This is a genomic window from Leifsonia sp. Root112D2 (genome assembly GCF_001424905.1).
Taxonomy (GTDB): Bacteria; Actinomycetota; Actinomycetes; order Actinomycetales; family Microbacteriaceae; genus Root112D2.
The window spans coordinates 1,034,179-1,048,674 of record NZ_LMCU01000001.1; the positions used below are offsets into that span (position 1 = coordinate 1,034,179).

The window sequence follows — 14,496 nt, forward strand, 5'->3', positions numbered from 1 at the left end:
CTCGGAGTCCTCACCAAGAGGAAGCAGCAACATGTCTGACAGCGAGAAGCGCAAGCTGATCCACTTCACCATCGACGGCAAGCAGTACACGACACGCGACGACGACCAGGAGGCCGCGTCTCTGCTGCGGCTCGCCGGCATAGACCCGATCCAGTACGACCTCGCCCGCAGGAAGAAAGACGGGGAAACCAAGACGATCAAGGACGACAAGATCGTCGAGATCAAGGACGGCGACGTATTCTTCACCGTCCGCCAGAACGCGACGGTCGGCTAGTGGAACCGCGACCCGTCCGGGACGGCGTCGAAGGGTTCGTCGCCGACCTCGGCGAGTTCGGGGTGAAGGCAGCGCGCGAAGGTCCTTCCGTGATGTACGACCTCGAGATCCTCGACGGTTCCCGGGCCGGAACGCCAATCCGCACTGGTGTCAGCATCAACGAACTCGGCGCATGGCCTGCAGTCCCGGCACACTGGCTCCACTTCGAGGTCGGCACGCATTTCTCTCAGCAAGGCAGCACCGACACTAGTGACGTCCTGCCCGGCTACATCCGCCACTCCTGGGATACCAGCTTCTGGCTGCCCACAGAGCATCCGGGTCGGCTCTGGATCGCGCACGTCCGGTCAGTACTTGGAAAGGTGATCTAACATGCCTCGGCACTCCGTCGCGATGACTGCCCAAACTGCGGACGACCTCCGCAAGCATCTGATCCGAGTCGACGGCGACGAAGACCTCTGCTTCGCCACATACTCGACCTCCACCGGGGCAACACGGACCACCTACGTTCTGACCTCCGTCGTCCTCCCCGAACACGGTGAACGAGACGTTCACGGCAACGCGAGCTTCACCGGCGATTTCGTGCTTCGTGCGGCTGACATCGCCTCCTCACGCGGGGAAGGTATCGCCCTGTTGCACTCTCACCCCGATGGCAGAGGGTGGCAGGGGATCAGCCACTGGGACCGGGATGCCGAAAGCTCATACGCCAACCTGGCCCTCGGTCTCACCGGCAGCCCCCTCCTCGGCCTGACCCTCGCTGGCGCTGACATGACGTGGTCTGCTCGTGCCTGGCTCGACGCCAACGAACCCATGTGGGCGGAGAATGTCCGTGTTGTCGGGCGATCCCTCCGCGTCTCGTGGAACAACAGGCTTCGACCGCCGGCGGCCGCCACCGTGTTCCAGGACCGCACGGTCTCTGCCTGGGGCGATGCTGTCCAAGACGACATCACTCGACTCCGCGTGCTCGTCGTCGGAGTCGGCAGCGTCGGTCTCGATGTCGCGAGCAGATTGGCGGCAACCGGCCTCACGCACGTGGGGGTAATGGACATGGACTGCGTCGAAGAGGTCAACCTCGATCGCATGATCGGCGCCACGCGCGAGGACGCAGCTCAGAGAACGCCGAAGGCCGAGGTCGCCAAGCGACTCATGGAATCAGCATCGACAGCTCATGAGGCAGACTCCGCAGCCTACGTGTCGAGCGTGACCACCGCTGAGGGCATCGCCATCGCCCGCGACTACGACCTCGTGTTCTCATGTGTAGACCGGGCATGGCCTCGCGCCATGCTGAACCAACTCGCGTACAGCGACCTCATCCCTGTGATCGATGGCGGAATCGGCATCGACGTCTTTGACGATGGAACAATGCGCGGAGCAACTTGGCGTGTACAGACCGCAACCCCGGGCCTGCCGTGTCTGCAATGCAACCATCAACTCGACATGGGCGAAGTGCAGAAGGAGCGTCTCGGCCTCGCCGAGGATCCCGAATACATCAAGCGCTCTGGCCGAGGTCGCCACCAGCGACAGAACGTCGCGATCCTCGCCGCCTCCGTCAGCGCCGGCCAGCTCGCCCAGTTCGTGAGCCTCGTCGTCGAACCTGGTGGCGAGGGTGTGCCTTTGCCTCAGCGATACCTGCTCGGTCCCCACATCCAGGAGCCGCTACACCATGCCACGGGCCCCTACTGTCGGTTTGAGGCGGAGATCGGTGAAGGAGATCGTCGGTTGGGTCTGCTGTGAAAACGGCAGGAACACACCGGTTGATGTTCTCAAAGGCTAGAGCAGATCGTGCACAGCCTTAGCCACATCTTCCGCGTCCCGTCGCGCCAGATAGTCAACGAGAAAGTAGCGGGAGCCTATCCCGTTGAAGGACGCTCCCAGGAGGATCCCGGCTGTGCCATCCGCAACGATGAACCGATCGTGGAACAAGCCGGTCTGCGTCAGGGCTATCTCGCCGGCAAAGCCACGATGCGCGAATACGGATCGGAGTTCGTCGCCTACGCCGGTGGTGTCGGGTTTGTCGTGAATAACGCGCACGGACGATACCCGGGTGGCGGCGGGGAACATTGCGTCGGCGATTCGGCCCGCCTGTTCCGCGGCATTCGTTGCTTTCAACGCGTATGGATCGACGAGGATCAATTCCTCTATGGGTTCGAGGTCGCTGAGCATCTGGGATAGAAGCGAGGTGACCTTCATCGGGTCGACCTTCGGGGAAACGAGATCTTCTTGGACCCGGTAGCGTCTGAAAACTTCACTTACACCCTGCGAGCGCACGATACGCCTGATCTCCTGCTCAGCCAGGTTTTGGGCGCTCGCGATATACATCGCGACTCCTCGGTCGGCCAATGCAGCGAGAAGCTGGGTATGACCCTCCTCGTCAAGAGGCTCCTGCAGGACGAACATGTCGCCGGTGTTCCAAAGGTTAACCTCAGCCATAACGTCGAGCGTATCGCCGTCATTGACGAGTGCTTCTGCGCGGCATCCGCAGCACCACTACTTGGAGTCACGCAAGCCCGAACTAGGCCGGGTCCAGCACTCCCGCTCCAAGCAGGCTTAGTACGCGATCGGAGTCCGTATCCCACTGGAATCCCTCGGCGAGTTCGCGGCCGGCTGTTGGCGCCCGGGTGTACACGCCGTCGTCGTCGGGCACCCAAGCGTTCAACTCGTCGCGCGGATACGCACGGTAATCGAACGAACGATTTTGACCAGCACGGATGCGCCGAACGGCTGCGATTAGCTCGATATGCGATGCCGTCGACGAGCCAGAAAGCTCGCCGACCGGAAGAAGGAACTCGGCCGTCCGATCGAAAGCATCTCCGCAGGTCTCCATCTGCACCCAGAAATCGCGCCATCCGGTGAGCTGAACCCCCTGCAACGCGCCGGGTATCCAAGCGAGTGCGCCGCCGTTGATCTCAGCCAGTCGCATAGGCTTCTTTGGGGGTAGCAGCGTGGGGAGCGCCGCGAGCTCGGCCCTTAGCGCTCGTCGCAGCACCTTGCCGGACACGACCACCGTCCACTCGGCGAACCATAGGTCTCCGCTCTGCGACTGATAAGCGATCGAAGTCCGGTCGAGACCGCTGAGCCACGTTTGGCTGCCGCCCACGCCAAGTACATCAACCCAGGGTGGGACAGGAAAGACGTAGTAATCCGGGATGGGGTTCATTCCATATGCGTACAGTTGAGCCAAGTCGATGTACAGGTCATGACGGTTCTTCTTGGCATTCCACTCCGTCGTCTTGAGCTCAAGCCAAACGCGCTTTCCCGGTGCGAGCGGGCCCCCAGCCACGTCGATGTCTGCGGTGGAACTGGGCCACCACATCTGCAGATGTGCGCGATAGCGATAGCTGAGGTGCATTGCGCACCAGTGCTCGAAGGTCTTCTCCGGGACCGAACGCATCACTAACCCCATCCCATGACTGTGCCAACTCTTACTCTCGGACATTGGCCTGTCAGCGTTAGAGGGCCGGGATGGCCTGTCACTTACCCACGTGTCATCGAAAGTAAGAGCGCGCTCGACCCCCTCGAGAGCGATGGGTCTATTTGCCAGGCTCCCGGATTCAGTTGGCGTCGATCATTTCGCAGCAGCTGCCCCGAACTCCTCGATGCGCAGCCGGGTCTTGGCCCACGAGAAACGTGGATCCTGAGGTGGCCAATGGACACCTCAGGATCATTTAGCTTGGGAACTCAAGTGGCGAAATTTTCGTTTCCCTTCAGCGAGCCGCGCTCAGTAGCTGTAGCAGAACCACGTATAGGGGTTGTTGTAGTCGTTATACCCGGCGTGCACTCTGCCGTTGTACTGCCGATATTGCTCTAGGCAAGCCTGCTCGGCGTAGAAGTTCCTGTCCCCTGTCGGAGTTGCGCACCTCCACCCATAGACCGGGTTGAACCGGACTACGGCGTTAGACGTAGAGCCGTAGTGAGCCCGGCAATACGTCTGCACACTGATCCCGCCGACGACCGAGCTGGCTTGGGCTGGCGGACCAACAAGCGCCACGCCGCCCAGCGCGAGAAACGCACCTAGATGAGTGAGTCCTAATGGTCGTAGGCGATGAGGGATCGCTTGTTTGGTGCGCCGATGGCCCAGTTGTGCCAGATTCCGGCGGCGAGGGCCAGTAGGCGTGCGGCGATGCGGGAGTAGACGCCGCTGATGGTGCGTCCGCCGTGGTCTTCGAGGGTGAGTTGGCCTTTCATGGTGTCGAAAACGGATTCGACTCATTGGCAGATTCCGCCGAGTTTGAACCGCCAGCAGCATCACCATTCCTCTGTCTGCCGGCGTTTCGAAAGCCCGCTCGTCGAAGGAACAAATCCCCGCAATCAAGCATGTGCAGAAATACGCGTACAAGTCACCCGAACACAAGGCGTACTACGGCATGCGCAGCCTCGTTGAATCATCGAACAAAACCCTCAAAGCCAAGAAATTCGAAGCACTCGGACACACCGCAACACGCTCAGGGCGTGGATTCACGTTCAACTACATCGTCGCAACCCTCGCCGCGGTTTCTTCCAACCTGCGCAAAATTCGCCAGTTTTACGGCAAAATCGCCAAACAAGCACTCGGCGGCAAACTCCCTCGCGAACGCCGACGCAAGACCGAAGCCGGAACACCGCTTGCCGCCACCAGCTCGCCCCCCGCGCTCGCGCCACCGCGGTGAGCACAAGAACCTACCGATTCCGCATCAGAACCCGCACACAGAATGCTTTAGCCTGCCCGGAAGCAGGCCGAATGTCGTTAATGTCGCCGTTGCGACCCACATGGCGCACAAACAGAAGAAACAAAGAAGGCTCGGTCCGACATTTCTGTCGGACCGAGCCTTTTCTCGTTCGCTTCGTGCTATTTCATGAAACCGGAACCCGGATTACCTGAAAGAGACCGCGTGCGCGAGGGGGGACTTGAACCCCCACGCCCTTTCGAGCACTGGCACCTGAAGCCAGCGCGTCTGCCAATTCCGCCACTCGCGCGAACTTACAGAGATTAGCATTTCGCGCCCGCAAACTCCATTTCGTGCACGCCGCTGCACCCGGATGCCGGCCGCCGGCATCCGCACGCCCGCGCACCCGTCGCCGAGAGTGTCACTTCGCGCCGAGAGTGAGCGGTGCACGTGGCGCTCTCGGCACCACCTGGCACTCTCGACAGATCGAGCACATCGAGCGCGATCAAGCACGCCGGGCGTCATCCGCGGGAGTGACTTTGGGCCGTAAACTCCTCCCAAACCCCACGAGATTACGCCCGGCTATCGGCCTTCACACCTCAGCCGACTAACATTCTCATAGTCACGCGAGCCGGATCGGGAGACCTGTGGGCATACTGGACAACTTCGAGAAGGGTCTTGAGCGCGCCGTTAACGGTGCATTCGCCAAGACCTTCCGTTCGGGGCTGCAGCCGGTGGAGCTCTCGAGCGCACTGCGTCGCGAGCTCGACACGAACGCCGCCGTCGTCTCACGCGACCGCATTCTGGCGCCCAATCGCTTCACGCTGCGCATGTCGAGCACCGACTTCGCCCGCATGCGCCGCCTCGGACCCACCCTCATCGACGACCTCGTGCAGTTTGTTCAGGAGCACGCCGCCGCGCAGCACTATCAATTCGCCGGGGGCATCTCCATCGAGCTTGCCGAAGACTCCGCGCTCAGCGAGGGGCTGTTGAACGTCGAATCCGAGAACGTGCAGGGCTCCGTCGACTGGACCCCCGTGCTCGACATCGGCGGCAAGCGCTACCCCATCGTCAAGGCCCACACCATCATCGGCCGCGGCTCCGAGGCCGACATCACGGTCGACGACACCGGCATCTCGCGCAAGCACGTCGAGGTGGTGTGGGATGGCTCGCACGCCCAGGCGCGCGACCTCGGCTCCACGAACGGTTCACAACTCAACGGGCAGCCTCTCAAGAAGGCCATCCTCGAGCCGGATTCGGTGATCTCCATCGGTCGCACCCGCATCGTCTTCAAGGTGCTGCCGCAGGCATCCACCCCCAGCCGGCCCGCCGACCGCGGCGACGATGTCACGCGTCGCCACGACCTCGGCGATCTCGACGGATTCTGGGACAAGTCATGAGCGATCCCGGCGCCCTCACCCTGCTCATTCTGCGCATCGGCTTTCTGCTGCTGCTCTGGTTCTTCGTCTTCGGCATCGTCTACGCGCTGCGCAGCGATCTCTTCGGCCAGCGGGTGCGCAAGATGCCTCGGGATGCTGCGGCAGCGCCGCGCGCAGCCGCAGCGTTCCCGAGCGCTTCGGCAGGCGCAGGGGCCGGCAGCCCCGCCACCGCGCCGACGGCGGCCGGCGGCATCGTCATGCAGCACGCGCCCCTCTCCACCATGCCCCGCGCCGGCGGTTCGGCCGGCGCAACCTCCCCGCTCGCCACCACGGCGAGCGCCACCCGCCTCGTCATCACCTCCGGCGCCAAGCAGGGCACCGAACTCGAGCTCGGCCGCGACCCGATCACCATCGGCCGCTCCTCCGAATCGGGACTGATCATTCGCGACGATTACACCTCAACGCACCACGCACGCATCCTGCTCTGGAACGACACCTGGATGCTGCAGGATCTCGACTCCACGAACGGCACGTTTCTTGATGGCACGCGCGTCAACATGCCCACGCGCATCCCCCTGAACACCCCGATCAAGATCGGCACGACAACGTTCGAGCTGCGGCGGTAGGCGGTGGCAGAGGTCAACCGCGCCGTCGCCGTCTCGCACGTCGGCAAGATTCGGTCGAACAACCAGGATTCCGGATACGCCGGCACCGAGCTCTTCGTGGTCGCCGATGGCATGGGGGGTCATGCCGGTGGTGACGTCGCCTCCGCCATCGCGCTGCAGCGCATCCGCGAGGCCGACCGCGTTTACGCCAGCGCCGAGGAGGCCGAGTTCTCGCTTCAGGCGGCGCTGATCGCCGCGAACGCGCAGCTCGCCGAGACCGTTTTCGAGCATCCGGAACTCACCGGCATGGGCACCACCGTGAGTGCGATCGCGCGCGTGGGCGACCAGGTTGCCCTCGCCCACATCGGCGACTCGCGCATCTACCTGTTCCGCGAAGGCGTGCTCAAGCAGGTCTCCACCGACCACACCTTCGTGCAGCGCCTCGTCGACAGCGGGCGCATCACCGAGGAAGAGGCCATGGTGCATCCGCGCCGCTCGGTGCTCATGCGGGTGCTCGGCGATGTGGACTCGCACCCCGAGATCGACACCTGGAGCCTCGACACGAAGCCCGGCGACCGCTGGCTCATCTGCTCCGACGGGCTCACCGGCGTCGTCAAGGACCCCGCTCTCTCCTCGGCCCTCGCCGTACCGGATTCACCACGCATCGTCGCCGAACGCCTCGTGCACATGACACTCGAGGGCGGCGCACCCGACAACGTCACCGTCGTCATTCTCGACATCGCCGACGACGAGCCCGGCGCCACCCCCTCCGCGCCGGTCACCGTCGGTTCGGCCGCAGCACCCCTCGCCTTCGAGCAGGAGCTGGGGCGCAGTCGCGCGCTGCGCCTGCCGTCGCTGCGCCTACATCCGCGGCCCGCGGCCGGTCCCACCCACTTCGAGCCGGATTCCGAGGACTACCTCGACGAGCTCATCGAGGAGGACGCGCGGCGCGCCCGCCGCCGCAAACTCACCTGGCTGGTCGGCAGCATTCTGGTCGTGCTGCTCCTCGCCCTCGGCGCCTTCCTCGGCTACCAGTGGACCCAGTCGCACTACTACGTGGGCGTGCAAGACGGCCGCGTCACCATCTACCAGGGCGTGCAGCAGGGCATCGGCCCGATCTCGCTCTCGCACGTCTACGACGAGACGAGCACCACCGTCGACCAGCTCAGCAACTACGACCGCCAACAGGTGCAACAGACCATCAATGCCGAGTCGCTGGCCGAGGCCCAGCGCATAGTGAAACAGTTGACGGATGCCGGCACCCAGTAACAACGCAGGGATAGTTCTCGACACCCCGGCCCCCGCCGCGACGGCCCGGCGACTGCATCTGCCCGCCAAACTGCGCAACCTCGAGGTCGGGCTGCTGCTCGTGGCGTGCGTCATCAACGCATCCGCGATTCTGCTCGTGCAGCTCGGCGCGCTCGGCCACATCGATTTCTCGCTCGTCTATTTCGGCGCGGGGCTCTCTGCCCTCGTCTTCGCCATGCACATCGCCATGCGCGTTGTTGCCCCGAACGCCGACCCGTTCATTCTGCCCATCGCCACGGTTCTCAACGGCATTGGCATCGCCGAGATCTACCGCATCGATCTGGAGGAGCATTTCAGCGGCTGGAACAGCGCCGCCGTCAGGCAGATCGTCTGGAGTGCGATTGCGATCATCATCGCCATCGCGGTGATCCTCATCATTCGCAACCACCGCCTGCTGCAGCGTTACACCTATCTCTTCGGCCTGCTCGCCATCATCCTTCTGCTGCTGCCGATGATTCCAGGGCTCGGTGTCACCCAGTTCGGCGCCCGCATCTGGATAGCCATCGGCCCGTTCAGTTTTCAGCCCGGTGAGATAGCCAAGCTCGCCCTGGCGATCTTCTTCGCCGGTTACCTGGTGCAGCATCGCGACTCGCTCTCCATCGTCGGCACCAAATTCCTGGGGATGCGTTTCCCGCGCCTGCGCGACCTCGGCCCGATCCTCGTGCTGTGGGCCATCTCGATGGCGGTCATCGTCTTTCAGCGCGACCTCGGCACCGGCCTGCTCTACTTCGGTCTGTTCCTGGTGATGATCTATGTGGCCACCGCGCGCATCAGCTGGGTGGTTCTCGGCCTGGTGCTCTTCATCGGTGGAGCCCTCATCGCCAGCCAGACGCTCAGTTACGTGGGGGGCCGGTTCGAGAACTGGCTGAGCCCGTTCTCCCAGCACGTCTACGACGCCACGGGCGGCAGCTTCCAGCTCGTGCAGGGGCTCTTCGGCATCTCCTACGGCGGCCTGCTCGGCACCGGCCTCGGCCAGGGCCGACCCTCGACAACGCCGCTGGCGCAGAGCGACTACATCGTCGCAAGCCTCGGCGAAGAACTCGGCCTCATCGGCCTGTTCGCCATTCTCATGCTCTACCTCCTGTTCGTCTCGCGCGGCTTTCGCATCGGTTTCGCCGGGCAGGATGACTTCGGCAAGCTTTTGGCCGTCGGTCTGGCCTTCACTCTGGCGCTGCAGTGCTTCATCGTGGTGGGTGGCATCACCCGGGTCATTCCGCTCACCGGCCTGACCACACCGTTCCTGGCCGCGGGCGGCTCCTCCCTCGTGGCCAACTGGATCATCGCCGCCCTGCTGCTTCGACTTTCCGACACCGTGCGCAACCAACCCCGGCTGGTGGTGTGAGATGAACCGCGAACTGAAACGCGTGAGCATCCTGGTGCTCGCCATGTTCGTCACGCTGCTGGTGTCGACATCCATCATCGGCGTGTTCCAGGCCGACTCCCTCAACGCGGATGCCCGAAACAGCCGGGTGCGCGAAGACAGCTACCTGGCACAGCGCGGCGCGATTCTCGTGGCAGGCCAGCCGGTGGCCCAGTCGGTGGCCTCGAAGGATCACTACAACTACCAGCGCGTCTACTCGAACGGCCCGCTGTATTCCTCGGTGACGGGCTTCTTCCCCATCAATGGGGCGCCGACGGGCATCGAGGGCGCCCTCGGCGACAAGCTCAGCGGCACCTCGAACTCGCAGTTCTTCGATCGCATCAACAGCATTCTCACCGGCAAGAACCCGCAGGGGGCATCCGTCGAGCTCACCATCGACCCGGTGGCGCAGAAGGCGGCATTCGACGCCCTCGGCAATCTGCAGGGCGCGGTGGTGGTGCTGCAGCCCAAGACCGGCCGCGTGCTCGCCATGGTCTCCAAGCCCGATTTCGACCCGAATGTGCTGGCCGTGCATGACACGACAGCGGTCGACGCGAAGTATGCCGCGCTGCTCAAGGCACCGGGCGACCCGCTCATCAACCGCACCGTCGCCGGCAACCTCAACCCCCCCGGTTCCACCTTCAAACCGATCGTCAGCTCGGCCGCCTTCGAGAGCGGCGACTACACGAAAGACAGCCTGCTGCCGGATGTCGCCCGCCTCACCCTGCCCCAGACCGATCACGTGGTGGAAAACGACAACGGCGGCACCTGCGCTGGCGGCGGCACGGTGACCATCAACCTCGCGCAGATCAACTCGTGCAACATTCCGTTCGCCGAGCTCGGCATGAAGCTCGGTGCCGACACGATTCGCAAGCAGGCCGAGGCCTACGGCTTCAATAAGGAGTTGTCGATCCCGATCCCCGTGACCCCCAGCGTCTACCCCACCGGCTACAACGAACCGCAGACCGGCCTGAGCGCTTTCGGGCAGGCCAGCGACAGGGCAACGCCGCTGCAGATGGCCATGGTTTCCGCCGGCATAGCGAACGGCGGAAAGGTGATGTACCCGAACATGGTGGACTACATCCGTTCCGCCGATCTGACCACGACGGAGCACTTCACACCCAGGCTGTTCAGCCAGGCAACGAGCCAGAAGACCGCCGCAACCGTTGCACAAATGATGGTAGACGGGGTCAATAGCGGCGTGGCGAGTAATGCGAGAATAGACGGGGTCAGCGTGGGCGGAAAGACGGGCACAGCAGAGAATGGGCCGGGCGAGCCGTATACGCTCTGGTTCACCGGCTTCGCCCCTGCTGACAACCCGGAGTACGCCATTGCAGTCGTGGTTGAAAATGGCGGTGGACACGGTCAAAGCGGCGTCGGCAACACGGTTGCGGCCCCGATCGCGAAGAAAGTACTAGAGGCGGTGCTGAACAAATGAGACCCAATACAGGCCTCACCTTCGGGGGACGATACGAGCTGCAGTCGCGCATCGCGATCGGCGGCATGGGCGAGGTGTGGAAGGCCACCGACAACGTCATCGGCCGCACCGTCGCCATCAAGATCTTGAAGGACGAGTACCTGGGCGATCCCGGATTCCTCGAGCGATTCCGCGCCGAGGCGCGCCACGCCGCCCTAGTCAACCACGAGGGCATCGCGAACGTCTTCGACTACGGTGAGGAGGACGGCAGCGCCTTTCTCGTGATGGAGCTCGTTCCGGGCGAGGCACTCTCCACCATCCTCGAACGCGAACATGTTCTCTCCACCGACAAGGTGCTCGACATCGTGGCACAGACGGCGGCGGCACTGCACGCCGCGCACGCCGCGGGTCTCGTTCACCGCGACATCAAGCCGGGCAACCTGCTGATCACCCCGGATGGCCGGGTCAAGATCACCGACTTCGGCATCGCCCGCATCGCCGACCAGGTTCCGCTCACGGCCACCGGCCAGGTGATGGGAACGGTGCAGTACCTCTCGCCCGAGCAGGCATCCGGGCACCCCGCCTCGCCCACGACCGACATCTACTCGCTGGGCATCGTGGCCTACGAGTGCCTGGCCGGCCGCCGCCCGTTCACGGGCGAGTCGCAGGTGGCCATCGCGATGGCCCAGATCAACGAGGCGCCCCCCGAGCTGCCCGTCACGGTCTCCGAGCCTGTACGCAATCTTGTTTTCTCCTGCATTGCCAAGAACCCCGCGGATCGGCCAACGTCGTCGGCCCACTTGGCACGCGCCGCGCAGGCGTTGCGACGCGGAGACCTGCAGGCCGCCACTGCCGCCGTACCCACCATCCTCGCCGGCGTCGCCCCGACCGCGGCAACCCTTCTTTTTCCCCGCGGCGATGCTACCCAGGCAACGACGGTACTGCCGTCTGCGGCCGGCGCAGGCCTGCCTGCGACCACCGCCACACCCACCACAACCAAGCGGCGCAGTCCGTGGACCTGGCCGCTCATTGCGCTGATCGTGCTGCTGGCCATCGTGCTCGCCGGCACGATCTTCGCGCTCGTCAACCAGACCGGAACCACGAAGCCGCCGCCCTCGAGCAACACCCAGTCGACCGTGAAGACCCCCGAGTCGCCGCCGGTGACGCAGAGCGATACGCCTCCGCCGAGTACCACCGTTCAGCTGAATCTCGACGACTACAAGGGTCTGAGCTACGACGTCGCCGCCACGAACCTGAAGAACGCGGGCATGGTTGCCGCGCCCAGCAAGAACGTGGGCAAGGCCGCTACGACCGACAAGCAGGTCGACACCGTCTATGACATGAATCCCGTGGGTAATGTGCAGAAGACCACCGCGGTGACCTTCTTTGTCTACGGGCCCGTGGTCAAGCCGAGCCCACCGACGGATGCGCCGAGCGCCCCCGCCACGGCCCAGGTCGGCACGCCCGTCACCGTCACCTATGGCACCGCCACCTGCCCGGCCGGGCAGAATCTCACCGGGCGCCAGCTCTATGTCGACGGAAAGGCATTCGGCTCCCCCACCGGCAAGGATGCGAAGACCGTCACGTGGACGCAGCCGGACACGACGCCACCGATGACGGCACCGGCCGACCACAAGCTGACGTACACGATCTTCTGCGGTGAATCGGTGCAGTCCGGCCAGTCGGAGCCGACAACCGTGACCCTCACGCCGGCTCCGGCGGCCCCCGGCGCCCCCGCAGCCCCATAGCAGGCGTTCAGACGCCTGCCGCTACACTGACCTGAGATCTGACCAACCTGGAGACAACCGTGACCGAAGAGAGCCGCCTGCTTGCCGGCAGGTATCTTATCGGTGAGTTGCTCGGCAGGGGCGGCATGTCCGACGTGCACCGCGGCACAGACACGCGGCTCGGGCGCACCGTGGCCATCAAACTGCTCAAGCCCAGCCTGGCGATCGATCCGGCGTTCCGCACCCGCTTTCGACAGGAGGCGCAGGCGGCGGCGCGCATGGCGCATCCGACCATTGTGCGTGTCTTCGATGCCGGCGAAGAGACGATCCGCGAGCCCAGCGGGCGTGAGGCGCAGCTTCCGTTCATCGTGATGGAATACGTCGACGGCCGCCTGCTGAAGGACATCATCAAAGAAGGCCCCGTCGAATCGACCGAGGCCGTGCGCATCACCGAGGGCATTCTGACCGCCCTGGAGTACTCGCATCGGGCCGGGGTCGTGCACCGCGACATCAAGCCGGGCAACGTCATGATCACCAAGACCGGCCAGGTCAAGGTGATGGATTTCGGCATCGCCCGCGCCATCGGCGACTCCTCGGCCACCGTGGCACAGACCACCGCCATTCTGGGCACCGCCAGCTATTTCTCGCCCGAGCAGGCCAAGGGCGAGTCCGTGGATGCCCGCACCGACCTGTACTCCACCGGTGTCGTGCTCTTCGAGATGCTCACCGGCCGCGCGCCGTTCCGCGGCGACACCGCGGTCGCCGTCGCCTACCAGCACGTCAGCGAAAAGCCGGCCATCCCCAGCACGATCAACCCACGGGTCTCTCCCGCCCTCGACCTCGTCGTCGAGCACGCGCTGGCCAAGGACCGCTCGCAGCGTTACCAGAATGCCGCCGAGTTCCGTGACGAACTCGAAGCGGCCGGCGCGGGCCGCATCCCCGTGCACACGAAGCCGGACTCCTTCGCCGACACCCTCTTCAACCCGCCCACCGGTGTGATCTCCAGCCCCGAGGCCGCACTGCGCCAGCTCACGGACGACGACACGATGGTGCGTACCCAACGCCGTCCTCCCGTGGTGTGGATCTGGGCGGGCATCGCCGTCGTGGCCGTCATCATCGTCGCGGTCTTGTTCTGGGTCTTCAGCCAGTCCCCCAGCGAGTCCCTTCCGGATGCCTCCCGCCGGGTTCCGGCCGTCGCCGGCCAGAACTACGACGCGGCCGTCGCAGCCCTCAAGAAGGTCAACCTGGAGGCCGCCCGCGTCGACGAGCCGAGCGCCGACACCAAGGAGGGCGTCGTCACCCGCACCGACCCGAAGGCCGGCGATGTGATGACCCGCGGCGACACGGTCACCGTCTACGTCTCCACGGGCAAGAAGACCGGAGCAGTGCCCGACACCACCAATATGTCCACCTCGGATGCCGAGAAGGCCATCACCGACGCCGGCTTCACGGTGGGAGAGATCAACAAGCAGGATTCACCGACCATCGTCGCGGACACGGTGCTTTCCTCCGATCCCGCCGCGAACTCGACAGCGCATCTGGGCGACACGATCAATCTCAACGTCTCCAACGGCATGGTGACCCTGCCCGACGTGACAAAACAGTCGCTTCCCGCGGCGACCGCGCTCCTGCAGGATCCGAAGACTCAACTCACCGCGAATCCTGTGCCCGATAAGAGCTGCCCCAGCGAGGGCACCCCCATGGTCACGGCGCAGTCACTGCCGCCCGGCGAGGTTCCGCAGGGCTCGACGATCGATCTCACGTACTGCTCCGGCTGACGCTTCCG

Annotated in this window: 13 protein-coding genes, 1 tRNA gene and 1 pseudogene; 11 read left to right on the top strand and 4 right to left on the bottom strand. The window is 64.4% G+C overall.

Annotation, left to right across the window (positions count from 1 at the left end):
* Nucleotides 1-31 precede the first annotated feature (31 nt).
* The 3 genes from ASC63_RS04665 to ASC63_RS04675 are packed head-to-tail and all read left to right on the top strand — an operon-like array spanning nucleotide 32 to nucleotide 2,005.
* Entirely contained in the window at nucleotides 32-274 is a 243-nt protein-coding gene (locus tag ASC63_RS04665; RefSeq protein ID WP_055810363.1) for a multiubiquitin domain-containing protein, read from the top strand.
* On the top strand, nucleotides 274-642 hold the full coding sequence (locus ASC63_RS04670; protein ID WP_055810365.1) for a hypothetical protein: 369 nt from the start codon (nucleotides 274-276) through the stop codon (nucleotides 640-642). The genes ASC63_RS04665 and ASC63_RS04670 overlap by 1 nt, the downstream gene beginning before the upstream one ends.
* 1 nt (nucleotide 643) lies before the next feature.
* Nucleotides 644-2,005, top strand: a complete 1,362-nt coding sequence (locus ASC63_RS04675; RefSeq protein ID WP_055810367.1) for a ThiF family adenylyltransferase — start codon at nucleotides 644-646, stop codon at nucleotides 2,003-2,005.
* Nucleotides 2,006-2,041: 36 nt separating this feature from the next.
* Here the strand turns inward: ASC63_RS04675 and ASC63_RS04680 are convergent, their stop codons facing one another.
* The 3 genes and pseudogenes from ASC63_RS04680 to ASC63_RS16050 all read right to left on the bottom strand — a co-directional run.
* On the bottom strand, nucleotides 2,042-2,701 hold the full coding sequence (locus ASC63_RS04680; protein WP_055810369.1) for a hypothetical protein: 660 nt from the start codon (nucleotides 2,699-2,701) through the stop codon (nucleotides 2,042-2,044).
* Nucleotides 2,702-2,783: 82 nt separating this feature from the next.
* Nucleotides 2,784-3,707 (bottom strand): hypothetical protein, encoded by a 924-nt coding sequence (locus ASC63_RS04685; RefSeq protein ID WP_157487577.1) that lies wholly within the window; start codon nucleotides 3,705-3,707, stop codon nucleotides 2,784-2,786.
* Between the two features lie 590 nt (nucleotides 3,708-4,297).
* Nucleotides 4,298-4,477: pseudogene (locus ASC63_RS16050) on the bottom strand (IS982 family transposase); the annotation flags it as partial.
* 110 nt (nucleotides 4,478-4,587) lie between these two features.
* Here ASC63_RS16050 and ASC63_RS04690 point away from each other — a divergent pair.
* Nucleotides 4,588-4,917: a hypothetical protein gene (locus ASC63_RS04690; protein ID WP_055810372.1), complete on the top strand. Its 330-nt coding sequence runs from the start codon at nucleotides 4,588-4,590 to the stop codon at nucleotides 4,915-4,917.
* A gap of 223 nt (nucleotides 4,918-5,140) precedes the next feature.
* Here the strand turns inward: ASC63_RS04690 and ASC63_RS04695 are convergent.
* Nucleotides 5,141-5,224: transfer RNA gene (locus ASC63_RS04695), tRNA-Leu, on the bottom strand.
* 337 nt (nucleotides 5,225-5,561) lie between these two features.
* Here ASC63_RS04695 and ASC63_RS04700 point away from each other — a divergent pair.
* The 7 genes from ASC63_RS04700 to pknB are packed head-to-tail and all read left to right on the top strand — an operon-like array spanning nucleotide 5,562 to nucleotide 14,488.
* Nucleotides 5,562-6,314 carry an FhaA domain-containing protein gene (locus tag ASC63_RS04700; RefSeq protein WP_055810374.1) on the top strand — a complete coding sequence of 251 codons (753 nt, stop codon included), beginning with the start codon at nucleotides 5,562-5,564 and terminating at the stop codon, nucleotides 6,312-6,314.
* Nucleotides 6,311-6,919 (top strand): FHA domain-containing protein FhaB/FipA, encoded by a 609-nt coding sequence (locus ASC63_RS04705; protein WP_055810376.1) that lies wholly within the window; start codon nucleotides 6,311-6,313, stop codon nucleotides 6,917-6,919. The genes ASC63_RS04700 and ASC63_RS04705 overlap by 4 nt, the downstream gene beginning before the upstream one ends.
* 3 nt (nucleotides 6,920-6,922) lie before the next feature.
* Complete coding sequence (locus ASC63_RS04710; protein WP_055810379.1) at nucleotides 6,923-8,167, top strand: PP2C family protein-serine/threonine phosphatase; 1,245 nt, start codon at nucleotides 6,923-6,925, stop codon at nucleotides 8,165-8,167.
* Nucleotides 8,151-9,548 (top strand): FtsW/RodA/SpoVE family cell cycle protein, encoded by a 1,398-nt coding sequence (locus tag ASC63_RS04715; RefSeq protein WP_055810381.1) that lies wholly within the window; start codon nucleotides 8,151-8,153, stop codon nucleotides 9,546-9,548. Before ASC63_RS04710 ends, ASC63_RS04715 begins: the two co-directional genes overlap by 17 nt.
* Nucleotide 9,549: 1 nt before the next feature.
* Complete coding sequence (locus tag ASC63_RS04720) at nucleotides 9,550-11,004, top strand: peptidoglycan D,D-transpeptidase FtsI family protein (protein ID WP_055810383.1); 1,455 nt, start codon at nucleotides 9,550-9,552, stop codon at nucleotides 11,002-11,004.
* Nucleotides 11,001-12,731, top strand: a complete 1,731-nt coding sequence (locus ASC63_RS04725; protein WP_055810385.1) for a protein kinase domain-containing protein — start codon at nucleotides 11,001-11,003, stop codon at nucleotides 12,729-12,731. The genes ASC63_RS04720 and ASC63_RS04725 overlap by 4 nt, the downstream gene beginning before the upstream one ends.
* 59 nt (nucleotides 12,732-12,790) lie before the next feature.
* Entirely contained in the window at nucleotides 12,791-14,488 is a 1,698-nt protein-coding gene (pknB, locus tag ASC63_RS04730; protein WP_157487578.1) for a Stk1 family PASTA domain-containing Ser/Thr kinase, read from the top strand.
* Nucleotides 14,489-14,496: the final 8 nt, after the last annotated feature.

What these genes read in the sequence shown, in the direction of transcription:
- ASC63_RS04665 (WP_055810363.1), top strand. Translation starts at nt 32, where the DNA reads ATGTCTGACAGCGAGAAGCGCAAGCTGATCCACTTCACCATCGACGGC.
- ASC63_RS04675 (WP_055810367.1), top strand. Translation starts at nt 644, where the DNA reads ATGCCTCGGCACTCCGTCGCGATGACTGCCCAAACTGCGGACGACCTC.
- ASC63_RS04680 (WP_055810369.1), bottom strand. Translation starts at nt 2,701, where the DNA reads ATGGCTGAGGTTAACCTTTGGAACACCGGCGACATGTTCGTCCTGCAG.
- ASC63_RS04685 (WP_157487577.1), bottom strand. Translation starts at nt 3,707, where the DNA reads ATGTCCGAGAGTAAGAGTTGGCACAGTCATGGGATGGGGTTAGTGATG.
- ASC63_RS04705 (WP_055810376.1), top strand. Translation starts at nt 6,311, where the DNA reads ATGAGCGATCCCGGCGCCCTCACCCTGCTCATTCTGCGCATCGGCTTT.
- ASC63_RS04715 (WP_055810381.1), top strand. Translation starts at nt 8,151, where the DNA reads ATGCCGGCACCCAGTAACAACGCAGGGATAGTTCTCGACACCCCGGCC.
- ASC63_RS04720 (WP_055810383.1), top strand. Translation starts at nt 9,550, where the DNA reads ATGAACCGCGAACTGAAACGCGTGAGCATCCTGGTGCTCGCCATGTTC.
- ASC63_RS04725 (WP_055810385.1), top strand. Translation starts at nt 11,001, where the DNA reads ATGAGACCCAATACAGGCCTCACCTTCGGGGGACGATACGAGCTGCAG.